Origin of the sequence: Streptomyces sp. H27-H1 (genome assembly GCF_026627445.1) — a bacterium.
GTDB lineage: Bacteria > Actinomycetota > Actinomycetes > Streptomycetales > Streptomycetaceae > Streptomyces.
On the sequence record NZ_JAPNLJ010000019.1, the window covers coordinates 26,820 to 49,471 of the forward strand.

Below are 22,652 nucleotides of genomic sequence, written 5' to 3' on the forward strand. Positions count from 1 at the left end.
GGCGCTCTGGTAGACCGAGGAGCGATACGAACTGCCGGACGGGGACGCCTCGTCCTCCCCGACCACCGGTTCGGCCGCCAGAAGCCGGGCACGGAGGAGCGCCACCACTATGACCTGGAACGATTTCCTCGTGAACGCGGACGTCTTCGCCCCGTACTACGACGAACTCCCACCGCTGACGACCGTGCGGCTCCGCTCCGTCCACCTGGACGGCTGGGCCTCTGCCGTGACGCTCCGCCTCGACCTGCCCGCCTTCCCGGACCGGTGGGACGCGGGGTCCGGAGACACGATGCAGTGCCAGCTCCAGTTCTCCCACGTCGAGGACTTCGTGATGAACGGGTGGCGCCCGCCGGTGACGGCGCGCATCGAGCTGACCGCGCTCGCCGCCCCGCCGGAGCACCGGATCTCGGTGCGGGTGACGGCGGACGGGGCCGAAGTGGCCTTCACGGCGAACACCTCCGTGGTCGCCGGGCGGCTCGGAGTCTTCACCCGGGGCGCGGACGGCGAGGACGGCGGGCCGCGCGGCCTCACGCGCCGGCTCGAGCGCAGGCTCTACCCGGAGCTGCCGCCCACCCACGTCAACACCTTCTACGAGCGGGTCTGAGAGTCCGAGATGAGCCTGAGCCTTCCCCCCTGGCCACCCCTGGCGGCCCTGTACGACACGCCGCCGGAGCTCTCCGGCTGCCCGCTGTACTACGTACAGGTGGACGAGCGCGACACCTCGGTCACCCTCGGCTTCGAAACCGGCCGGCTGCCCGACCACCCGCAGCCGGACTGGAAGGAGGGCACGTACAACACCCTGCGCTTCTTCGTCGTGTTCAGCGGTGTGGACGAACTGCGCATGACGGGGATCGCCGCCGAACACCCGGAAGGCCACGACCGCACGGCGACCGTCAGCGAAACCCCGGCGGGCCGCCAACGGCTGTCGGTGACCAGCCCGACCCGCTCGATCTCCTTCACCGCGAAGACCTCCCGGATCACCCACGTCCGCGTCTACTTGCAGGGCTCGCTCTGACGGGGGCCCCTGACCGAGGCGTTCCACCGACGCCACACCCGGGCGGAGGGCGGCGCTCCTCGACCGGATCGTGTCGGAAGCCCGCCTGGGCCCGGGCGGATCAGACCCTTGTGTGCTGCTGGAGAGTGGCTGCCAGGAGATGGGAGTCGAGCAGGGAGACGTCTGCGGTCCTGTCCGCCCGTGCGTAGCCGGCCAGCATCCGTTTGGTCAGGACGAGTGCCTCGGGCGAGCGTCGGACCAGCGGCCTGGTCCAGGAATCGATCACCTTGTCCAGCTGGTCCAGCGGGGCGGTCCGGTGGAGCAGACCGATCCGGTGGGCCGTGTCGGCGTCGAAGACGTCGCAGGTCAGCATGAGCTCGCGAATCCTGGAGGCGCCGACCTCGGAGACCAGGCGTCCCATCGCCCCGCCCCATGCCGGCGGCAGCCCGATGCCGACCTCCGGCATGCGAAAGCGGCTGGTGTCCGCGCCGGCGCGCAGATCGCAGAAGGCGGCGAGGGCGAGACCCGCGCCGATGACCCGCCCGTGCAACCGGGCGATGGTGACCGCGTGCGTGTTCTCCAGGGCCTGGCACAGGCGGTGCGCCTTGTCGGCGATGCGCCTCAGGCCCACTCCGGAGGGATCTGCGGCCAGCGCCTCCTGGTACTCGCCCCGGTCGGCACCCAGGCAGAAGTCCGTCCCCAGTGAGGACAGCGTCAGGATCCGGACGTCGGGTCTCTCGTGGAGGTCGTCGAGAAGGGTGATGAGGTCGTCGAGGACGGCGGTGTCCAACGTGTCCTCCTGCCCCCAGGGGTTGAGGCGGACATGAAGTACGGGGCCGTCCTGCTCGGCATGGATCGCCTTGGGAGCGGTCCGGGTGTGCACGGGGGCGGGGGCGGGGGTCGAATCGGTCATGCGAGTGCTACGTCCAGGTTCAGCAGGCGGCGGAACGCCACACGGGGCGCCATCGACGGGGGGCGTACGAGGGTGAGGCGGGGACTGCGCCGGATCAGCCGGTGGAGAAGGGTCTGGGCTTCGAGGCGGGCCAGCGGCGCGCCGAGGCAGTAGTGGATGCCGCCGCTGAACGCGAGGTGGCCGGGCGCGCGTGCGGGGTCGAACCGGTCCGGCTCGCTGTGCCTGGCCGGGTCCCGGTGCGCCGCTCCGACCATGAGGTGGACCATCTCGTCGCGGCGGATCTCCATGCCTCCCAGCACGGAGTCCTGCGAGGCGACCCGGCTGATCACGTGGGTGGGCGGGTCGTAGCGGAGCGTCTCCTCCACGAAGCCGGGTACGAGGTCCGGGTTGTCGGCGATCATGTCCCAGCGTTCCGGGCTTTCGACGAGCCGGAGCGTCATCGTCGAGAGGAGGGTCGCGGTGGTTTCCAGGGCGGCCAGCAGGACGAACAACACCAGGAAGTAGACGGCTTCGTCGGCCTTGTCCCGGTCGGGCTCGAGCGCGTCCCACGTCTCGATCCACCGGGTGATGGGGTCATCGCCGGGGTGGGCGCGCCGGTCGCGCACCAGGTCCATGAAATAGGAGCGGAGTTCGGCCGTGGCGGCGTCGGACAATGCCAGTTGGCTGGCCGACGGCAGCAGTTCCTGGGTGAAGACCTGATCGTGCGTCAACTGCCGGAGCCTGGGCCAGTCGGCCTGCGGCAGCCCGAGCCAGCCACCTATGGTGGCCACCGGCAGCTCCTCGCAGACAAGTTCCTGGAAGTCCGCCTCGCCGGTGCGTATTCGCTCCGTGAAGGCGTCGAGCAGCTGATCGGTGGTCCGGTTCACATCGCGGCCGATGCGCTCCATGGTGGCCCGGTCGAACGTGCCCGCCGCCCGCCGCACCTTGGTGTGGTCAGGGGGGTTGAGCGCGGCGAGCGTGTTGCTCATCTCGCGCGACGAGGGCGCGTTCCAGCGGGTCCCGGGCCCTTGGCGCTCCCGCCATTCCCTGTCGGGCTCCAGCCATTGACGGCTGCGCAGAACCTGGTCGCAGGCAGCGAAGCCCGTCACGACGGAGCCGCCCCATGGCGCGGGCAACACCTCTCCGCGTGAGAGGAGTTCTGCGTATATCGGGAAGGGGTCGGCCTGCCCTCTGGCCGTCCGCAGACGGGAGAAGAGGGAGGCGGACGCCCGGCGGTCGTACGTCGGAGTTGTGGCGACGCTCATGATGGCTGCCCCTTTCTGAGAACCAGCCGCCATGCATACCCGCATGATCGTTAAAGCATCCATTACCACTGAGTACTCAGGGAGTTACCAGAATCACACTTTCCCCATTTGCCTCACTCGCCCCTGGTCCATGCCAGGAAGCGGCTGAACAGGCCACCGCCCTTGGGCTGTGACGGGACACCGGCGTTCGTGCGTGAGGGTCCGGCGTGGGAGGGCGAGGTGGCGGCCGTCTGTTGCTGGGCCTGGCCGGCGTTGGATCCGGCCGACTCGGCGCCCTGGGGAACGGCCCTCGGGGTGAAGCGGATAGGGAGGGTGACCAGCGTGCGGCTCCACGGGCTCGGCGCCCAGGTGAGGGCCTTGAACGGCACGCGCATCTCGACGTCGGGAAGCTGGTTGAGCAGCGTCTCGACGGCAGTCACGGCCATCATGAAGGCCGGGTCCTTGGCCGGGCAGGCGTGCGGGCCCGCTCCGAAGGCCAAGTGGGCTTTGGCGCTGAGCTGTTCGCGGTGCTCGGTCAGCTTCGGGTCGGTGTTGGCCGCGGCGAACGAGATCAGCACCGGGTCGTTGGCCCGGATCACCCTGCCGCCGAGCTCGAAGTCATGAGTCGGGTAGTGCGCGGCGTAGTTGGCGATCGGCGCGTAGTTCCAGAGGGTCTGGGAGACCGCGTCCTCGACCGGGAGGCCGACCTGCCAGTCCTCTCCGAGGTACAGGGCGCTACTGGTACCGATGGCCGCGGCCAGCGGCGCGGTGCCACCGGAGAGCAGGGTGACCAGCTGGTGCAGCACCTCTTCGTCGGTGAGCTGGGCCGGATGCTCCATCAGACGTGTCGTCAGGTCGGCTGTCGGACGCCGCCGCTTGAGGGCGATCAGCTCGGTGAGCGCTCCGCCGAGCACCTCGTCGGCCCCGGGGGTGCCCTCGAAGATGCCGCTGATCCCGGCGATCACCCGGTCGCCGATCTCGGGCGGGCAGCCGAACAGATCACTGAAGACCAGCAGGGGCAGCGGCTGGGCGTACTCGGCCATCAGCTCGGCCCGGCCGCGGATGTCGGTACTGAACTGGCTGATCAGGTAGTTGGCGGACTGTTGCGTCTGCCTGATGAGCTGGTGCTCGTTGACCGTGGCGAGACTGTCCGTAACGGCCCTGCGCAGTCGGGCATGTGCCGCACCGTCGCTGAAGAGCGCGTTGGGTCGGTAACCCATCATGGGCAGTGCCGGGCTGTCGGCCGGGACGCGCCCTTCGCTGAGGGCGTTCCAGCGGCGGGAGTCGCGGACGAAGGAGGCGGGGTTCTGCAGGACGTACAGGGCGGCGTCGTAGCTGGTGACGAGCTCGGCCTGGACGTCGGGGGCGATGTCCACGGGCGCACTGAGGCCGAAGGAACGCAGCTGTGCGTAGTGGCTGTCGGGGTCGGCTCCGAAGGCGGGGCCGTACATCTGGACGTTCCCGTGCGCGGGGCAGCCGGGGGGTATCTCCTGCGATTCACGTGGCTGTTGCATTCCTGCGCTCCTAGCCGAGTTGGGACATGAGGTGTGTCACGAGGGTGATCAGGGCCTGCGCCGAGGAGTTCTCGTCCCGTACGTCGCACTCCACGACGGGGGTCTCGGCGGTGAGGTTCAGGGCCTCGCGCACCTCGTCGAGCGGGTAGTGCGTGGTGCCCTCGAAGTGGTTCACGGCAATGGCGTACGTCAGGCCGAAGCGTTCGACGAGGTCCAGTACGGGGAAGGACTCGTGCAGCCGCTCCGGGTCGACCAGGACCAGCGCGCCCAGCGCACCCCGGGAGAGCTCCTCCCACATCTCCTTGAACCGCTCCTGGCCGGGCGTTCCGAAGAGGTAGAGCACCAGCGTGTCGCTGAGGGTGAGCCGGCCGAAGTCCATGGCGACCGTGGTGGTCTTCTTGTCGGGTGTGCCCGACAGGTCATCGAAGCCCACGCTGGCCTCGGTGATCTCCTCCTCGGTCCGGAGGGGCTCGATCTCGGAGAGACTGCCGATGCAGGTGGTCTTGCCGACCCCGAAGTGCCCCACTATGAGGATCTTCACCGCGTGGGAGACATCTGGATCCAGGTACACGCGTTAAGCTCCGAATCGATTCTTCAGGCCCTCGAGCACGGCGCTGACCAGTTCTCTGTCGACACGTTCGGCGCGCGGTATCGGTGACCTCGCCAGGATGAGGCTGTCCTCCTCCAACTGCGCCAGCAGGATGCGGACGATGCCCAGGGGCAGGTGCGTGTGCCCTGCGACCTCGGCCACGGACAGGAAGCCGTTCGCGACCAGGTCCATGACCTGTCCCGCTTCCGGCGACAGCGTGCGGGCCGCGACCTGCCCGTTCTCCGCCGCCGCTGCCGTCACGAGCGTCGTGTGCTCGTACTCGTGGTCCGGGGGCAGCGCTCGTCCGTTCGTGATCACGAAGAGCGGGACTAATGGAGACGTCAGTTCCAGCTCTTCATCCTGTTCGGGCCCGTCAGACATGGCTCGTCCCCTTCCCCGGTGTCGCCGCCAAGGTCAGTCTCGGAACCACCTCGTGCAGACGCGTGGTGAATTCCTCTATGTCGCAGTCGTGTTCGGCGGCAGCGGCCAGGAAGGCATCGGGGCCGGCCGCCATCAGGAAGATCCAGCCGTGCTGGAACTCGATGACCGTCTGACGCCACTGCGCGTCCTCGACGACCCCCGCGAACTGGGAGGTGACCCGGCTGTAGGCGTGGATGCCCGTCATGGCCGCGGAGATCGTGTCCGCCAGGTCGCGGCTCATCCCGTTGGTCGCCCCGCGGGGAAGGCCGTCCGAGCCCAGCAGCACCGCGTGGCGGGCACCCTTGACCTCGGACATCACCTGGTCGAGCTCGCCGAGGACGAATCCCGCGTCACCGTACCTCTGCTGCCGGGGGGCGCTCCCGCGCGCAACTCCGGCGTCCTCCGCGCTCACCCTCGGAGGCGAAGTGAGGTTGTTGCCCAGTCGGGCGACCAGACGGTGCATGCGGAAGGAGATCTGCTGCATGTCCACATCGGGCGCGGCCGCGGCGGCGAGGTAGGAACCCTGACCTGCCCCGATCAGGAAGCTCCAGCCGTGCGAGAACTCGATGATGGTCTGGTTCCACTGCCGGTCCTCCTCCGGCCCGGCGAAGTGCGCCGTCGCCCGGCTGAGCGACTGCATGCCGGCCATGGCGGCGGAAATGGTGCGCACATCCTTCTCGGCCAGGCCTTCCGTCGCGCCGCGAGGAAGGCCGTCCGCGGACAGCAGGACGGCGTGCCGTGCGCGGGGCACGTTGTGCACGATGTCCTCGAGCATCCACGACAGGTCTGCGGTCATGCGTCTTCGGGCCCTTCGAACGAGGTGGCGTCAAGATTGCGGCCGGAGAGCGTGCCACGCTGGAAGGCGCCCAGGCTGCGCCCGGAAGCGCGGCCCGTCTCGCCCGGGGTCCGCGGCGCCTGCGAGGCGGCGTCGGGATCGGGGACGCTCGCGATGGGTGCCTGGCGTTCGCCGCGCTTGGGCAGACCGTGCATCGTGCGCGACGTGGCGATCGGGGGCCGGCTCTCGGCGGCGCGCCGGATGTTGCTGACCGGAGCCTCCTGCGCGGGCGGTATCTCCTCCATGGTCCACAGCTCCTCGGGCAAGAGGACGACGGCCCTGACGCCGCCGTATCGGGAGACTCCGGTGACGTCCACCCTGAAACCGTGCTGACGTGCGATCAGGCCGACGACCGGGAAGCCGAACTTCGGCTGGGTCCCGAGCTGCGACAGGCGGGGGGCGACTTCCCCGGAGAGCAGCGCGGTCGCCCGCTGGCGCTCTTCGTCGTTCATGCTGACGCCGGCGTCGTCGATGACGATGCACAGGTTGTTCTGGACTCGCTGGAACGTCACCTCGATCGGCGCGTCCTGCTGCGAGAAGCTGGCAGCGTTGTCGAGCAGCTCCGCCACGGCGAGGGCCACGGGCGCGACCGCGGACGCCTTCAGGGCGAGACCGGCCTGCTGCATGATGGCGACCCGGTGGAAGTTGCGGATCTGGCCCTGGGCGCTGCGCACCACGTCGTAGACGCTGGCGGGCCTGTTGCGCCGGCCGAGCGGCGCACCGCACATGACGGCGATGCCCTGAGCCTTGCGCGCCATCTGCGCGTTGGCGTGGTTCACGTCCAACAGGTCGCTGAGCACGCCGTGTCCGCCGTACTTGCGCTGGATGCCGTCCAGAAGTGTGGTCTGCTCGGCCGCGAGGCTCTGCAGGAGGCTGGCGGCACCCTTGAGGACGGCTTTGGTGTTCTCCTCCGCCGCTTCCTTGGCTTCGCGGAGCGTGGCGTCCTGCTCGCCCCGGAACCTCTGCAGCTCGGCGCGCGACGAGTGCAGATGACTGTCTGCCGCGAGTAGCTGGTGCCTCAGTTCGGCCTCGGTGTGCTGCTTCTTCGCCCCCAGCGCTCTGTTGCGGGCGACGAGTGCCACGACCGCGACAACGGCTATCGCCGCCACCGCAACCAAGCACCACACAAGTGCGTCTCGATTCATGGAAACCTTTCCCGGCGCATGGCATGCGGACGGCTGCAGATACACCTCGCGAGGACCCGCAACGCAGCTGATCGGCACTGTTCACCTGCTGTTACGCGGAGAGCGTGCCGCCGATCGCGAATCGGCATCTGCGCCAAACGGAACAAGATCACAGATGCCGGGATGCTACCACCGGATCTCCGCCCCTCCGGACGCCTGCCATGGCACCGAGAACCCCCAACCAGGCTGTCACGGAGGCGGGTTGACTAGGTCTTTCGGCCCCCGCATCTGTCAGCTGCCGTCCCTCTCGGCGGCGGTCCGTCAACCAGTTCTTCATGAGAGAAGTGACAATCTCCACATAGATCTGAGATGCCGTCATCCAAGCCCCCCATGGCCTCATCGGCAGGTGGCGGCGCCCGGTTCGAAGGTCTCCTCGCGCAGGCGGAGCCGCTCGGCGGGCGTCATGGTCGCGCTTCCCGAGGCAGGGGCCCCGGCCTGGGACGGCAGCGCGTGGCTGCGGGACCTGGTGGCCGCCGCCGACGGGCCGTACGCCGGCTGGATCCTGGATCGCCCTGCCGACTGTGTGGCGGAAACCTTCGAGGACCGCACGCCCGGCTCCGCCGTGGAGGCCTTCAGGGAGGCGCTCGCCGAGTTCCTCGACCTGTTCGTCGAGCCCGGGATCGACATGATGCAGGACGGGGACCCCGCGCTCCTGGTACGGCTCGGAGCCTTGCTCGCCCGGCTCTCGGCGCTGCCGGCCGACCCGCGCCACGACGCGATGCGCACGTGGATCCTGCAGGTCCGGGAGGATTGGTACGCGATCGCCGGCTGAGCTCCCAGGGGCCCCTCCGGCCGTACGGATCCGATGAGGCGGTATGCATCATGAGAATCACCATCGACGCCGACTGGACCGCGACGGTGACGGGCGAACCCCTTTCCGTCACACCGCGCTTCGCCTTCCGGGACTTCCTTGTGTACATCGCTCCTTACCCGGACGTGAAGGAGCGCGAGCGGTTCCAGCTCGACACCTTCGGCAGCCAGGACTGGTTGTGGGACACCCCCGACGAGCTCCGCTTCGATCCGGCCGGCCGGGAGCTGGTCGGCGCCGAGTTCCACATGGCCGCTGTGGTCGCCGACGCCGAGGACGGTGCCCGGGTGCCCACCGCACCGCCCGTCCGCCCGGGCGGCCTTCGCGCGGACGAGGCCCGGGACTTCCGCCTGGAGGTGACCACGGAACTCTGCCGCGCCCCCGCGGACGCCGTGCTGACCTGCCTCCGCGACCTCGACGTCCTCGACGAACCCCTGCAGGCCCGCATCGGCATCGCCCCCGACGTTGCGCTGTTGGTCCAGCACGGCACCATCGTCGGCTGGAGCCTGACCGACCCCGTGAAATACCTGACCACGGCCTTCGCCGCTCCCGACCCGGCTCCGCCCGCCCCGGCCACCCGGCTCCTGTTCACCGAATGCCTGGACCTCGTCACCGCGCCGCTGTTCGACGAGGTGAGCAACCGGAACCCGGCCGCCCTGGCCCGACTCCGCGCTCTCGACCGCCGCCTGCGCGGGCAACACGAGGACCGCCACCGCGTCGAAGCCCTGACCGTACTGATCGCCGACTTGATGGAGAACTACGGCAACGGCTGACCGCCGCCTGGGGAAGCCGAGGCGTACCCGCGGCCGCTTCGCGGCTTTGACCGACCGCCCCGAACGGTCTTGGGATTGCTCATGCATCGAGAGAGCCAATCGGCTCGGGGGGAGAGAGAGGCGCGCACCCGTCGAACTTCACCGCGACCAAGCTGTACGTGGGAATGCCTTTCGGCCCGAACGCGGCCGGCGCGCTGTACGCGCTGCCGATGTCCAAGGTCACCCAGGGCGGAAAGGTCGCTCCGGTGACCACGTACAAGCCCGGCTCGGGGTGGCCTCCCGGCCAACGGCGAGGCCTTCGGGTACTCCGCTCGCCAGTGCCGTGACCGGAACCCTTCGGTGCGTGCATCGCACGCGATGCACCGCACCGTGCAGGTGGGGGCGCCGGTTTCAGCGACAGAGCTCCATGATGGTGTCGTCGAAGTCAGGGAACTCCCGGGTGGCCAGCTCGATCACATCGGCGGCTGTCCGACGCCGGCCCGGCGCGAACTGTTCGGCGAGGGCTGTGGGTCCAGGCGGTGACGGGCCGCAGCCGTGGAGGGCGTTGGTCACCCAGACCTCGCGGTCCGCCAGGGCAGACAGCCGGCGCCGGACGGGGCGTACGGGTACGCCGGTGCGGGCGGCGTGGTCCAGGAGCAGTGCGGCGGTGACTCCGGGGAGGACGGGCAGTTCGCCGGCCGGGTGGCACAGGGTCTCACCCTCCCATGGCGGGGGGTGCGGCGGGGGCGCGGACGGCCATGCCCCAGACCCTGGCCGTGGTGCTGCGGGCGGGGGCGGGGCGCAGCCGGTACAGCAGGCGGTGGGCGCCGGGCAGGAGCGTGTCCGGGGGTGCGTCCGCCGGGGAGCGTTCGAGCTCCACGCGGGGGAACCAGGCGCCGGCGTCCCGGGGCAGGAGGTCCGCCACCGCGGGGTCCAGAAGGAGTCCAGGTGTGCTCGGGGGATGTCCGCGGTCTCGGCGCAGGTGGTGGCGAACCGGTGCCAGTGACGGTCCAGGGCGCGCACCCGGCCGTCGGTGACGAGCCAGGAGTCGGCAGCCAGGAGCGTACCGCCGGGGTCGGTGTCCGGGAGCTCGCGCAGAGTGCCGGAGTCGGTGAGGGCGTAGAGGCGGTCGGCGCCGCCCGGGGTTGCCAACGGGAGACCAGGGGGGCCGTGGGCGAAGCTGCGTCCAGGGGCCCGGCCCTATGTTGTCCTCATGTTGTCCTCGCGGCCGGGGAGAGCGGTGTCGAGCAGGCGGAGTAGCGGAGTCACCTTGGTGATGGTCTCCTTGTCGGGGTCGGATAGGGCGCCGGTCGTCGAGGCCCCCGGGAACTCCGTGCGCGCCTACTCCACCCTGGTCCGCAACGAATCCCGCCGTGCGGGGGGACCGGCTCGGTCCACGCCGCTACGGAGACGGAGTCCGGCTGCGCCGTTGTCGTGCGGGCCGTTCAGCCCTGCCGCGTCGCGCTGGTCACGCGAGCGGCCAGGGCCGCGGCGCCGGCCCGGGTGAGGTTGCCGTGGAGGCGCAGGCGGGCCAGGCCTCCGTCGGGGTAGACGTCCAGACGGGCGTGGGTGGCGTTGGTGGGGACCGTCAGGGGAAGGCGGTGCAGGGTGTCGGGCTGGAGGGCGGTTCGTGGCAGTACCTCGGCCCAGTCGGCGACCTCGTCGTCCTTGACCGACAGGGACACCCAGCCGGCGGCGTTGCCCTTGAGGTTGGCCGTGTCGACTTCCACCGCACGGATCTCGCTCTGGGCGGCGAGCCGGTACTCGATCCAGTCGTTGCCCTTGTCACGGCGGCGCCTGGTCTCCCAACCGTCGTCCTGCTTCTGCGAGAGTCCCGGCATGATGGTGTTGCCCGGCGAGGAGTAGAAGCCGTCCGACGCGTCCGTCACGCTGCCGCCGTTGGTGACGCAGGCCACGTCGAAGGTTCCGAGCAGCTCCAGCCACGCCGGGTCGGGGACGACCTCGCCGTGGACGCGGAGGCGGGCGATGCCGCCGTCGGGGTGCTGGTTGATCCGCAGGTGAGTCCAGCGGCGGTCCGAGGCGACGGGGAGAGCGTTGGCGGCGTGGCCGCGGACGGGGGTGCGGGGCAGGATGACTTCCCACGCACCGTCGTTCTCCAGGAGTTCGGTGACGGAGGGCGTGCCGTCGAACGCGGCGGCCTCGACACTGACCTGCTGGGGGAAGTTCCCCCGGAAGTGGGCGGTGTCCACGACTATGCCGCGGATGACGCCGGCGACGCCGAGGCGGATCAGGGCCCAGTCGTGGTCGGCGTCCGTGGGGAAGGGGTGGCCGGCGTCGACCCCGCGGCGGCGGCGGGTCTCCCAGCCGTCCATGACCTTGCCCTTGTTCCCGTAGTCGTGGACGTCGAAGGCGGCGGGGGTGCGGGAGAGGAGGTTCTCCCGGTCCGCGAAGAACTCGTCGTTGGTCGCGACGACGCCCGCTCCGAGCCGGCGGTCGGCGAGGTCGGTCAGCCGGGTGAAGGCGGCGTCGCTGCCGCGGTAGTCGGCGTACGGGTCGCCGGAGACGTACGGAGCGGCGAATGCGGACTCGGCGGGAACGGAGTGTCCGGCGGGGGAAGGACTCATGAGTGAGGGGCCTCTCTGTGCTGCCTGCAAGGGAGTTGGGGTGACACGGACAACCCTCACAGCCCACGATCACTTACGTCCATCGACTGTTTTCGATCTTTCATTTCAGTAGATCTGAACGGTCCGCCCCGCGTGGCACATACGTGCCCGGGAGGGGGCCTCGACCCCAGTCAGTGGAAGGGTGCGGCGGCCAACGCGTTCCGGGAGAAGTTCCAGACGCTCCCCACGGACTGGCTGCACGCGGCGGACGCCTTCGAGGACGCGGCCAAGGCCCTGGAGACGTACGCCACGACGGTGACGTGGGCACAGGGCAAGGCACAGGAGGCCGTCGCCCTCTACAAGAAGGGACAGGAGGCCTCCAAGACCGCGATCGACGCGTACAACCAGAAGGTCGACGCCTACAACGAGGCGCGCACCAGTGACAAGCCGCTGCCCAAGCCGGACCCGTTCGCCGAAGGTCGGATCGGCCGCCTCGCACCTCGACGACCTCAAGGGCCCCGGCCGCCGTCACACGGACAAGGACGGGCCGGAAGGGCCGGCCCGTTGCACGGAAAACAAGATCTGCGCCAAAGACCCGGTGGACGTCGCCACCGGGCGCATGATCATGCCGCAGGTCGACCTCGTACTCCCCGGGTCCCTTTCGCTGGTCTTCGAGCGCACCTTCGAGTCCTCGTACCGTGCCGGCCGCTGGTTCGGCCCCGCATGGGCGTCCACGATCGACCAGCGCCTGGAGATCGACGCCGAGGGCGTCGTCTTCATCCGAGACGACTCCAGTGTGCTGCTCTACCCGCACCCCGCTCCCGGAGTCCCGGTCCTGCCGACGCACGGACAGCGGTGGCCTCTGAGCCGGGACCCCGATGGCTGCGGATACACCGTCTCCGATCCGGAGAGCGGCCACGTCCGTCACTTCGGTGTTCGCGAGGAAGGCCCGGCTCTTCTGGACCAGATCGACGACCGCAACGGGCGGTTCCTCACGTTCCGGTACGACGACCAGGGCACCCCGCTCGGTGTAAGCCACAGCAGCGGTCATCAGCTCCTGCTGACCACGGCCGACGGGCGGGTCACGGCGCTTCGTCTGACGGACGGTAACGAGGTCATGCGGTTCGGGTACACCGACGGGCACCTCACCGAGAGCACTAACTCCTCCGGCATGCCCTTTCGCCTCGCGTACGACGAGCACGGCCGCATCGTGTCCTGGACCGACAGCAACGGCAGTCATTTCGACTACGCCTACGACGACCGAGACCGGTGCGTCGCCCAGTCCGGCGCTCACGGTCACCTCGGTTCCCGGTTCACCTACGGTCGCGATCCTCGGACGGAGCAGGCGACGACCACGGTTACCGATTCCGCGGGACACTCCCACACCTACCTGGTCAACAACCGGTCCCAGGTCATCGCGGAGACGGACGCGATGGGCGCGGTCACCCGGTACGAGTTCGACCGCTTCAACCGACTGCTGTCCCATACCGATCCGTTGGGCCACCAGACCCGGTCCACGTACGACGAGGACGGACGGCTGGTCTCACTCATCCGTCCCGACGGCCGCGAGGCGACCGCGGAGTACGACGGCCGCGGGCGGCTGGTGCGCGTATCCCAGCCCGATTCCACGGTCATCCGCCAGACCTACGACGCATGCGGCAACCGGACGTCGCTGACCGATTCATCGGGGGCGACGACCCATTTCACCTATGACGCGCTGGGTCACCTCGCCTCGGTCACCGACCCCTTCGGCCACACGACTGCCGTGCGGTGTGATGTGGCGGGTCTCCCGGCCGAGATCACCGACCCTCTGGGGGCCACCACCCGTTACACGCGTGATGCTTTCGGCCGTCCGGCGACGGTCGTCGATCCCCTGGGTAACACCACACGCTTCACCTGGAGCGTGGAGGGCCGCCTTCTGTACCAGCGGGAGCCGGACGGCACCGAGCAGTCATGGGCCTATGACGGTGAGGGCAACTGCATACGCCACGTGGGCGCGACAGGGGCCGTCGAGAGCTACGAGTACGGCGCCTTCGACCTGCTGATGGCCCGTACGGGTGCGGACGGTGCCCGCCATGACTTCACGCATGATCACGAGTTGCGCCTGACGCAGGTCACCGGCCCCCATGGGCTGACCTGGTCCTACGCATACGATCCGGCGGGCCGGCTGGTCGAGGAGACCGACTTCGACGGCCGTGGCCTCCTCTACTCGTATGACCCGGCGGGCCGGCTCGTCACCCGGACCAACGCCTTGGGGCAGCGGATCGCGTACGAGCGGGACGAGCTGGGCCGCATCGTCCGCAAGGATGCGGCCGGTGCGGTCACGACCTTCGAGTACGACATCTTCGGCCGACTCGCGCACGCGATCGGACCCGATGGAACCCTGACCCGGTTGCGTGACAAGGCGGGCCGAGTCCGGTCCGAGAACGTCGACGGACGAGAAATCGCCTACGCCTACGACAAGGTGGGGCGGCGTGTGGCACGGACGACTCCGACCGGCTCGCAGAGCAGCTGGAGCCATGACGCCGCAGGTCGGCGCACTGGCGTCAGCGTCGCGGGCCGAAACGTCGGATTTCGCTACGACGAGGCCGGCCGAGAACTCGAACGCCTCATAGGAGGCGCGGTCACCCTCAGTAGCCAATGGGACGAGCTCGGTAGGGTTACCGCCCGAACGGTGACTGGCGGCGACGGGCGGTTGGTCCAGCGGCGCAGCTACGCGTACCGGTCGGACGGCCATCTCATCGGCGTGGAGGATCACCTTGCGGGCGCACGGCGGTTCGACCTCGACCCGGTCGGCCGGGTGACCGCCGTCCATGCCGACGCGTGGACCGAGGAGTATGCCTATGACGCCGCGGGTAACCAGGTTTCGGCCTCGTGGCCGCCCTCTCACCCAGGAGGTGAGGAGGCCACCGGCGCCCGCTGCTACGAAGGCACCCGGCTCGTCCGCGCGGGAAGGGTCCGCTACGAGTACGACGCGCTGGGCCGCGTTACCCTCCGGCAGAAGCCCCGGCTCTCCCGCAAGCCCGACACGTGGCGCTATACGTGGGATGCCGAGGACCGCCTCACGGCAGTGACCACCCCCGACGGTGTGCTGTGGCGGTACACCTACGACCCGCTGGGTCGACGCACCTCCAAGCGAAGCTTTTCGTCCGAAGGAACCGCTCTTGGCGAGGAGGCTCTCTTCACGTGGGACGGCAGCGTGCTGTGCGAACAGTCCACGCGAAGTGCGGGCTCCGACAGCGTGATCCTCACGTGGGAACACGAGGGACTCCACCCCCTGAGCCAGCTGGAGCGCATACGCAACGCCGCGCAGGAGGACGTGAACGAACGGTTCTTCGCCATCGTCACGGACCTGATCGGCACGCCGACCGAGCTGATCGACGAGCAGGGTGAGATCGCCTGGCGCACCAGCTCCACCCTGTGGGGGACCACGAGCTGGAACCGCGACGCTTCCGCGTACACGCCCCTGCGCTTTCCGGGACAGTACTTCGACCCTGAAACGGGACTGCACTACAACTACTTCCGGTACTACGACCCGGAGACGGCCCGCTACGTCACACAGGACCCCCTGGGCCTGGCCCCGGCACCCAACCCGTCGACCTATGTCGCCAATCCGCACACCTGGTTCGACCCGCTGGGCCTGTACGACTGCGCGAAGGTGAACAAGGTCATCGACCAGGCCCTGGAAAGGGCTGTGGACGGCAAGCGGCGCACGGCAACCGGGTACCACGGACACCTGACGCCGGAACGAGAGCTGGAGATCATCTCCAATCCGGACGGCATCTACATATCCAAGGGTGGTCAGGAGCGACTCATCTTCCACCAGGGCGAGGACATCATGATCATGGAGAGCAAGAAGGGCGGTGCCGGTAACGTCGTCACGAGCTACGGTCCGTCCGGTCCCAAGAACGACAGCGGTGCCGCAGCCTGGGGAGGCTCTCCGGACGATCCCGGTCCGCCGGTGACGCGAGACATGATCGTCGAGGGGCGCATTCCCAAGTCGAAGGGCGATGGCTTCCTCCCGCCCGCGGAGCAACTGAGGTAGGACAGGGATGGACATCAAGTTCGAGGGCGGTGTCGTCGCCGGATCGGTTCCGGGGCAGATGAAGTCCGTGCCGCGGTTCTCGCTCGGCGGGCGGTTCGTGGTCCTCTCGCCGTACGAGGACCGGTGGGGCCGGGAGAAGTTCATCGGGGCGACCTTCGGCAGCATGGACTGGCTGTGGGAAGGCGATGACGAGATCCGTTTCGACAAGGAGACCCGGAATCTGTCGGGCGTCATGGTCGCGCTTCCCGAGGAGGAGGACCCGGCCTGGGACGGGAGCGCGTGGCTGCGGCTTCCGCAGGAGACCGCTGGTGCGAGGGCGGCGACGGTGGAGGACTTCTCGGCCCGGCCGGTGGATGTGCGGTGGGTTGCGCCTGGTGCGAAGGCCGTCGTCTGCGCGTATTCCGCTTTCCTCTCCGATCCCTCGGGGCTGCGTCGCCTGCGGGTGGCGCCGGGCTTCGACCTCGTGGCCGCCGCCGACGGGACGTACGCCGGCTGGATTCTGGAAAGTCCTGCGGACTGTGTGGTGGATGCCTTCGAGGCCCCCACGCCCGGCCCTGCGCTGGCGGCCTTCAGGGAGGCGCTTGCCGAGTTCCTCGATCTGTTCGTCGAGCCGAGGATCGACATGATGCAGGACGAGGATCCCGCGCTCCTCATACGGCTCGAAGCCCTGCTCGCTCGCGTCTCGGCTCTGCCGCCCGACCCGCGCCATGAGGCGATGCGTACATGGATGCTGCAGGTTCGGGAGGATTGGTACGCGATCGCGGGATGAACGCCCACAGGCCCGGGGGAACTGATGGGATGCGGGGGGTTCAGAGCCAGTCGCGCTTCTTGAAGATGACGTACAGGCTCACGCAGACGACCGCCATCAGGAGGATCGCGAAGGGGTAGCCGCCTGCCCACTTCAGTTCCGGCATGTCCTCGAAGTTCATGCCGTAGATGGTTCCCACGAGTGTGGGGGCAAACAAAATGGCAGCCCATGAGGAGATCTTCTTGATTTCCTCGTTCTGTTCGAAGCCGGCTTCGGCCAAGGCGCGCATTTCGGCGTTCTGTTGTTGGGAGACCAAGGTGGCGTTGACCGTCAGGATTTCGGTCAGGGCCTGGCGGAAGCCGTCTACGCGTTCGCTGGTGTGGGTGACGTGGTCGGCCACGTCGCGGAGGTAGCGCTGGAGTTCCTCGTCCGTGCCGTACTTCGCGAAGCCGGCCATCAGGCTGTGGAGCATGCCGACCAGGGGGCGGGTGGCGCGTTGGAACTCGACCATTTCGCGGGAGAGTTCGTAGATGCGGCGGGATACCTCCGGGTCGCCGCTGAAGACCTCGGTCTCGATTTCGTCCATGTCGATCTGGACTCCCTCGACGACCGGGGCGTAGCCGTCGACCACCGCGTCGAGGATGGCGTACAGGGCGGCTTCCGGGCCGAGGGAGAGGAGTCCGGGGGACTCCTCCATGCGGCGGCGGACCGCTGACAGGTCCGGGGCCGCGCCGTGGCGGACCGTGATCAGGAAGTCGGGCCCGACGAAGATGTGGAGCTCGCCGAAGTCGACCTCCTCCAGTGCGTCCAGGTAGCGGGCGGCCCGCAGGACGACGAAGAGGGTGTCTCCGTAGCGTTCCAGTTTGGGGCGCTGGTGGGCTTCCAGGGCGTCTTCGATGGAGAGCGGGTGGAGGTTGAACTCATCGGCCAGGGAGTGGAGTTCGGGTTCCGTGGGGCGGTGCAGACCGATCCAGGCCATGCCGTCGGGCTGTTCGCGCAGTCGGCGGAAGGTGTCGGCGAGGGTGGTGGGGGAGGCGACCCGGACGCCGTCGCGGTAGACCGCGGAGTCGATCACGCTGCGGTGGTCCGCGGGGGTGGGGGCCGGCGGGGCCGGTTTCGGGGCCCGTGGGGGTGTGGCCGGGGGAGTGGAGGCAGGGGCGGCCGGGCGGCGCCAGCCCGCACGTTTCGCGGGTGCGGGCGTGGGCGCGGACGGAGGCGAGGGGCGGCGGTCTGGTCGCTCCGACATCGCAGGTCAGCTCCCGGTCGAACGGATGTTTACGGGCAAGGGGCAGGATATCCGGGTGAATGGACCCCGGGTCCATGCGGGTCCGCCGGTGGGGGTGTGAGTACGGGTGGAGTGCGGGTGTGAGTACGGGTGTGAATGGGGGGTGTGGCCGGTTCGGAGTTGCGGACAGTGCTTGTCCGCATGGGCCGATACGTTGCTGCCATGGCCTCCAAGACGATGCGTCCCGTACTCGACACCCGTGCGCTGAACCGTGCCACGCTCGCCCGTCAGCTGCTCCTGAGCCGCGCTGAGATGTCCGCGCAGGACGCCACGCGCCACCTGCTGGGGCTGCAGGCCCAGAACGTGAAGCCGCCCTACTTCCAGCTCCACGCCCGCCTCGCCGGATTCGGGCCGGCCGAGCTCGCCGGGCTGATGGAGTCCCGGCAGGTGGTCCGGATGGTCACCATGAGGTCGACCATCCACACGCATACGGTCGACGACGCGCTCACGCTGCGCCCGCTCGTCCAGCCCGCCCGCGACCGGGAGATCAACTACTTCCGCAAGGGTCTGGTCGGAGTGGACCTGGGCAGGCTGGCCGAGCGCGCGCGGGTGTTCGTGGAGGCCGAGCCGCGCACCATGGCGGAGATACGGGAGGAGCTGCTCGAGGAGTGGCCCGGAGCCGACCCGCAGTCGCTGTCCGTCGCCGCGCGCTGCCGGCTGCCGCTCGTCCAGGTCACCCCGCGCGGGGTGTGGGGGAAGAGCGGGCAGGTGCGGCTCACCACCCTGCACCAGTGGGTCGGAGAGAAGGAGACAGCGGGAGGGGAAGGAGCGGCAGGGGAAGCAGGGGAAGCAGGGGACGTAGGGGAGGCGGGGGAAGTAGGAGGGATTGATACGGCTGTTCTGCGGTATCTCGGGGCCTTCGGGCCCGCCTCCGTCAAGGACATGCAGACGTGGGCCGGGCTCACCCGGCTGCGTGAGGTCTTCGAACGGCTCAGGCCCGTCCTGGAGGTCTTCCAGGACGAGAACGGCGTCGAGCTCTTCGACCTGCCCGACGGGCCCCGCCCCGATGCCGAGCAGCCCGCACCGCCGCGTTTCCTTCCCGAGTTCGACAACCTGCTCCTCTCCCATGCCGACCGCTCCCGGGTGATCGCACCCGAGCTGAAGGGGCGGTCCTGGTCCGGCAACCAGGCCCATTGCACGCTGCTCCTCGACGGCTTCCTCGCGGGGCTCTGGAAGCTGGACGGAGACGCGATGCTCACCGTCGAGCTGTTCTCCGCCGTCTCCAAAGCCGTCCGGGCGGAGATCGTGGCCGAGGGGGAGGCCCTGCTCGCCGCCATGTGCGAGGACCGTCCGGGCGGGTCCGTCCGCTTCGGGTCCATCGACGGCTGAGGAAGACGAGAGGCTTGAGGGGGGGCGAAGGGTGCGTGAGGGCCGGGCCGGTCGGCCTCCGCGCCGCCGCGCTCTGGTGGCCCGTACGTCCGACACGGCACGATGCCTGGCACGACCGAGATCATCCCCACTCGTTCTCGTTCGTGGCGGGCCGCTCGACCACCGGCGGACCGCGCCCCCTCATCCAGGCAGCTGTTCGGGACCCTAGGAGAGAGCAATGCGGATTCCCATGACCGTCACGGACTTCCTCGACCGGGCGGAGCTGGGCTTCTCCTCCAGTCCGGGCGTGGTGGACGAGCCGGATCAGCCCGGTCCACCGGTCCCCGATTCGACGTACGGGCGTCTCGGCGAGCGCGTACGGGCCTGGCAGGCGGGATTCGACGCGCTGGGGGTCGGCGAGGGCGAGCGCGTGGCGGTCGTCAGCCACAACTCCGCCCGGCTCCTGGAGCTGCTGTTCGCGGTGCCGATGAGCGGGCGCGTCTGCGTACCGGTCAACTTCCGGCTGAAGCCGGAGGAGGTCGAGTACGTGGTCCGGCAGAGCGGGGCCTCGGTCCTGCTCGTCGACCCGGAGCTGGACGAGGCGCTGTCCGGCGTCAAGGCGCGCCACCGCTTCGTCCTCGGGCCGCAGACGGACGCAGAACTGATGCGCTTCGGCGTGGAGCCCCGCCCCTGGTCGCACCCGGACGAGGACGCGACGGCGACGATCAACTACACCTCGGGCACCACGGCGCGCCCCAAGGGGGTGCAGTTGACGCACCGCAACATCTGGGTGAACGGACTCACCTTCGGCCTGCACACGCGCGTCTGGGAGCGCGACGTCTACATGCACACCCTGCCGATGTTCCACTGCAACGGCTGGGGCATGCCCTTCGTGATGGCCGGGCTCGGCGTCAAGCAGGTCGTGCTGCGCAAGGTCGACGGCGCCGAGATCCTGCGACGGGTCGAGGAGCACGGGGTCACGCTGATGTGCGGCGCGCCCGCCGTGTGGAACACGGTCCTGGATGCGGCGGCGAGCTGGGAGGGCGAGATCCCGGGCCGCGACCGGGTGCGCGTCGTCTGCGCGGGCGCTCCGCCCCCGAGCCGGACGATCCAGCGCATCGGTGAGGAGCTCGGCTGGGAGTTCACGCAGATCTACGGCCTGACCGAGACGTCACCGCTGCTCACCTTCAACCGGACCCGGCCCGCCGACGCCGGGCTGCCGGCCGGGGAACGGGCGCGCAGGCTGTCGCGCGCGGGGCTGCCGGCGCTGGGGGTCAAGCTGCGGGTTTCCGACTCCGGCGAGGTCCTGGCCAGGTCGAACGTGGTGCTGGAGGGGTACTGGGACAAGCCGGAGGAGACCGCGGCCGCACTGGAGGATGGCTGGTTCCGCACGGGTGACGGCGGCACGGTCGACGAGGCCGACGGCCATCTGACGATCTCCGACCGGAAGAAGGACGTGATCATCACCGGTGGTGAGAACGTGTCCTCGATCGAGGTGGAGGACGCGATCTTCAGCCATCCGGCGGTCGCCGAGGTCGCTGTCATCGGCGTTCCGCACGAGAAGTGGGGCGAGACGATCAAGGCCCTGGTGGTCCTCGTGGAGGGAGCGGCCGTCCAGGAGGCGGAGATCATCGCCCACTGCAAGGAGCGGCTGGCCGGGTACAAGGCACCCACGACGGTCGAGTTCCGCGCCACCATCCCGCGTACGGCCACGGGCAAGATCCAGAAGTTCAAGCTCCGCGAACCGTACTGGTCGGGCCAGGATCGACAGGTGAACTGACCTCCGGAAACCCGGAGGTCCGGTACGGGGCCGCGCGCAGCCCCGTACCGGCCCCGGACGACGGTGCGGCCCCGGCCGACGGCGCCGTCGGCCGGGGCCGGTCACGGCACTAGGCCGGGAGCTGCGCCTCGATCGCCGCGATGACCTCGGCGGCCTCGGGCTCGGTGCGCGGGCGGAAGCGGCCCACGACCTCGCCGGCGGGGGAGATCAGGAACTTCTCGAAGTTCCAGGTGATGTCACCGGCCTCGCCCTCGGCGTCCGCAACCTTCACCAGCTCCTGGTAGAGCGGGTGCCGGTTCTCGCCGTTGACCTCGGACTTCTCCAGCATCGGGAAGGTGACGCCGAAGCCGGCCGCACAGAACGTCTGGATGTCGTCGGCGTTGCCCGGCTCCTGCCCGCCGAACTGGTTGCAGGGCACACCGATGACGGTGAAGCCCTTCTCCTCGTACTTGAACTGCAGCCGGGCCAGACCCGAGTACTGCGGGGTGAGACCGCACTGCGAGGCGGTGTTCACGAGCAGGACCGCCTTGCCCTTGTACGCGGCGAGGCTGGTGGGCTCGTCGGACAGCGTGGTCAGCGGGATGTCGTACAGGCTCATCAAGCTCTCCTCGGCAGAAAACACGTAATGCCCCCGAGCCTAGGCCCCCGTGCCGAGGAGGTGCTCCGCCGGGTCGTTGACCGGCTGGGGCATGCCCGTGAGGTCCATGACGAAGAGGGGTATCCCGAGATCGTCCGCGCGGGCGCGTGCGTCGGCGGTGTAGCCGGCGAGTGAGAAGTAGACGCTGGTCGCGCAGGCCGTGAGCCCGTTGAGCCAGACGCATTCCACCGCCCGCAGTCCCGCCGGGGCCGTGCTCGGGTCCACCTGGGCCACGAGGCCGGGGGCCCGCAGGTCCACCGCCGCGGACGGGATCGGCCGTCCGTCGGGCTGGCGCACGTCCTGGAAGCCGAGCCAGCGCAGGTACAGCGCGGCCGAGACCACCGCGTCCCGGGCGGTACGGATGGTGACGGGCCGGAAAGCGGGCCGGGCCACCTGAGGGGGCGGGGGCGGGTCGGCCGGGGCCGCCGACGATACCGGGGCCACCGACGGCCGGCCGGGCGTTTCCGCCGCGCGAGGGGGAGTACGTACATCCCGGGCCGGGCCCCTGCCCGTAGCCCCGCCCGCGGGCGGCCCCGCAACCCCGCCCGCCGGCTCCAGCGGATGCACCGGAATCAGCACCACCGTCCCGCAGGAGGGGCACCCCACCTCCGGATGCGGCCACTGGCTCTCCCGGCCGCAGGCCTCGCAGCGCACCGCGACCCAGCATTCCGACCAGTTGCGATGGGTCAGCTCCCGGGGTGGTGACGCCAGGTCCAGGGGAGGGGCGACCGGGTTCCCGCAGGCGCAGGGGAAAGCCGGGGCGGCGTACCCGTTCTCGCGTTGGCACCCCGGGCAGCGCACCGGTACGGCATCCGCCATGAGACCTGGACCCCCTTCGTCGCTGTGCGTAGGCCCATGGTCCACCACCTGCCACCGGAGGGGTGGGCAGACCCCCGATTTTCAGTCGAGCCCTGGTTTTTCGTACAAGTCACTGCCCAAGACGCGGCTTTTGGTGGGTTCCGGGGTGCCGCACCGCCTTGACGTTGCGGGGAGTCGCCGCTTAGCTTGTTCCGTATAGCAGAACAAAACTTCCGGATTACGGAAAAGCCTGAC

20 protein-coding genes and 1 pseudogene are annotated in these 22,652 nt (G+C 69.5%); 9 read left to right on the plus strand and 12 right to left on the minus strand.

The window, feature by feature from the left end; translation table 11 throughout:
- Window positions 1-109: 109 nt before the first annotated feature.
- Both OTB20_RS21480 and OTB20_RS21485 read left to right on the plus strand, forming a co-directional pair.
- A complete protein-coding gene (locus OTB20_RS21480) occupies window positions 110-604 on the plus strand; it encodes an Imm50 family immunity protein (protein WP_267819784.1) in 495 nt (164 codons plus the stop codon).
- 9 nt (window positions 605-613) lie between these two features.
- Window positions 614-1,015 (plus strand): Imm50 family immunity protein, encoded by a 402-nt coding sequence (locus OTB20_RS21485; RefSeq protein WP_267819786.1) that lies wholly within the window; start codon window positions 614-616, stop codon window positions 1,013-1,015.
- A gap of 100 nt (window positions 1,016-1,115) precedes the next feature.
- Here the strand turns inward: OTB20_RS21485 and OTB20_RS21490 are convergent, their stop codons facing one another.
- From OTB20_RS21490 to OTB20_RS21520, 7 genes are all read right to left on the minus strand, one after another.
- Window positions 1,116-1,907, minus strand: a complete 792-nt coding sequence (locus OTB20_RS21490) for an enoyl-CoA hydratase/isomerase family protein (RefSeq protein ID WP_267819787.1) — start codon at window positions 1,905-1,907, stop codon at window positions 1,116-1,118.
- Window positions 1,904-3,151, minus strand: coding sequence for a cytochrome P450 (locus tag OTB20_RS21495; protein WP_267819788.1), 1,248 nt, complete (start codon window positions 3,149-3,151; stop codon window positions 1,904-1,906). Before OTB20_RS21495 ends, OTB20_RS21490 begins: the two co-directional genes overlap by 4 nt.
- Window positions 3,152-3,264: 113 nt before the next feature.
- On the minus strand, window positions 3,265-4,644 hold the full coding sequence (locus OTB20_RS21500) for a cytochrome P450 (protein WP_267819789.1): 1,380 nt from the start codon (window positions 4,642-4,644) through the stop codon (window positions 3,265-3,267).
- Between the two features lie 10 nt (window positions 4,645-4,654).
- Entirely contained in the window at window positions 4,655-5,215 is a 561-nt protein-coding gene (locus OTB20_RS21505) for a GTP-binding protein (RefSeq protein ID WP_267759850.1), read from the minus strand.
- 3 nt (window positions 5,216-5,218) lie between these two features.
- Window positions 5,219-5,614 carry a DUF742 domain-containing protein gene (locus tag OTB20_RS21510; RefSeq protein ID WP_267819790.1) on the minus strand — a complete coding sequence of 132 codons (396 nt, stop codon included), beginning with the start codon at window positions 5,612-5,614 and terminating at the stop codon, window positions 5,219-5,221.
- On the minus strand, window positions 5,607-6,449 hold the full coding sequence (locus OTB20_RS21515) for a roadblock/LC7 domain-containing protein (protein WP_267819791.1): 843 nt from the start codon (window positions 6,447-6,449) through the stop codon (window positions 5,607-5,609). The genes OTB20_RS21510 and OTB20_RS21515 overlap by 8 nt, the downstream gene beginning before the upstream one ends.
- Window positions 6,446-7,633 (minus strand): ATP-binding protein, encoded by a 1,188-nt coding sequence (locus tag OTB20_RS21520; RefSeq protein ID WP_267819889.1) that lies wholly within the window; start codon window positions 7,631-7,633, stop codon window positions 6,446-6,448. The genes OTB20_RS21515 and OTB20_RS21520 overlap by 4 nt, the downstream gene beginning before the upstream one ends.
- A 385-nt stretch (window positions 7,634-8,018) precedes the next feature.
- Between OTB20_RS21520 and OTB20_RS21525 the strand changes: the two genes are divergently transcribed.
- A complete protein-coding gene (locus tag OTB20_RS21525; RefSeq protein WP_267819792.1) occupies window positions 8,019-8,444 on the plus strand; it encodes a hypothetical protein in 426 nt (141 codons plus the stop codon).
- A gap of 50 nt (window positions 8,445-8,494) precedes the next feature.
- A complete protein-coding gene (locus tag OTB20_RS21530; protein WP_267819793.1) occupies window positions 8,495-9,253 on the plus strand; it encodes a hypothetical protein in 759 nt (252 codons plus the stop codon).
- 390 nt (window positions 9,254-9,643) lie between these two features.
- Here OTB20_RS21530 and OTB20_RS21535 read toward each other — a convergent pair whose 3' ends face one another.
- Both OTB20_RS21535 and alc read right to left on the minus strand, forming a co-directional pair.
- Window positions 9,644-10,384, minus strand: coding sequence for a hypothetical protein (locus OTB20_RS21535; RefSeq protein WP_267819794.1), 741 nt, complete (start codon window positions 10,382-10,384; stop codon window positions 9,644-9,646).
- A gap of 293 nt (window positions 10,385-10,677) precedes the next feature.
- Window positions 10,678-11,817 (minus strand): allantoicase, encoded by a 1,140-nt coding sequence (gene alc / locus OTB20_RS21540; protein ID WP_267819795.1) that lies wholly within the window; start codon window positions 11,815-11,817, stop codon window positions 10,678-10,680.
- A 132-nt stretch (window positions 11,818-11,949) separates the two neighbouring features.
- On the opposite strand from alc, the pseudogene OTB20_RS42475 reads away from it, so the two are divergent.
- The 3 genes and pseudogenes from OTB20_RS42475 to OTB20_RS21550 form a co-directional block, all read left to right on the plus strand.
- Window positions 11,950-12,213, plus strand: a pseudogene (locus OTB20_RS42475) (putative T7SS-secreted protein); the annotation flags it as partial.
- A 22-nt stretch (window positions 12,214-12,235) separates the two neighbouring features.
- A complete protein-coding gene (locus tag OTB20_RS21545; RefSeq protein ID WP_267819796.1) occupies window positions 12,236-15,841 on the plus strand; it encodes a DUF6531 domain-containing protein in 3,606 nt (1,201 codons plus the stop codon).
- Window positions 15,842-15,848: 7 nt separating this feature from the next.
- The gene (locus tag OTB20_RS21550) at window positions 15,849-16,610 is read left to right on the plus strand and encodes a hypothetical protein (RefSeq protein WP_267819797.1); all 762 of its coding nucleotides are present in this window, start codon (window positions 15,849-15,851) and stop codon (window positions 16,608-16,610) included.
- A gap of 40 nt (window positions 16,611-16,650) precedes the next feature.
- Here the strand turns inward: OTB20_RS21550 and OTB20_RS21555 are convergent, their stop codons facing one another.
- Window positions 16,651-17,835 carry a magnesium and cobalt transport protein CorA gene (locus OTB20_RS21555; RefSeq protein ID WP_267819798.1) on the minus strand — a complete coding sequence of 395 codons (1,185 nt, stop codon included), beginning with the start codon at window positions 17,833-17,835 and terminating at the stop codon, window positions 16,651-16,653.
- A gap of 201 nt (window positions 17,836-18,036) precedes the next feature.
- Between OTB20_RS21555 and OTB20_RS21560 the strand changes: the two genes are divergently transcribed.
- Together OTB20_RS21560 and OTB20_RS21565 are read left to right on the plus strand one after the other, a co-directional pair.
- Window positions 18,037-19,203 carry a winged helix DNA-binding domain-containing protein gene (locus OTB20_RS21560; protein WP_267819799.1) on the plus strand — a complete coding sequence of 389 codons (1,167 nt, stop codon included), beginning with the start codon at window positions 18,037-18,039 and terminating at the stop codon, window positions 19,201-19,203.
- Between the two features lie 217 nt (window positions 19,204-19,420).
- Window positions 19,421-20,962, plus strand: a complete 1,542-nt coding sequence (locus tag OTB20_RS21565) for an AMP-binding protein (protein WP_267819800.1) — start codon at window positions 19,421-19,423, stop codon at window positions 20,960-20,962.
- Window positions 20,963-21,071: 109 nt separating this feature from the next.
- On the opposite strand, the gene OTB20_RS21570 is transcribed toward OTB20_RS21565, so the two are convergent.
- A complete protein-coding gene (locus OTB20_RS21570; RefSeq protein ID WP_267819801.1) occupies window positions 21,072-21,560 on the minus strand; it encodes a glutathione peroxidase in 489 nt (162 codons plus the stop codon).
- Between the two features lie 39 nt (window positions 21,561-21,599).
- Complete coding sequence (locus OTB20_RS21575; RefSeq protein ID WP_267819802.1) at window positions 21,600-22,418, minus strand: hypothetical protein; 819 nt, start codon at window positions 22,416-22,418, stop codon at window positions 21,600-21,602.
- Window positions 22,419-22,652: the final 234 nt, after the last annotated feature.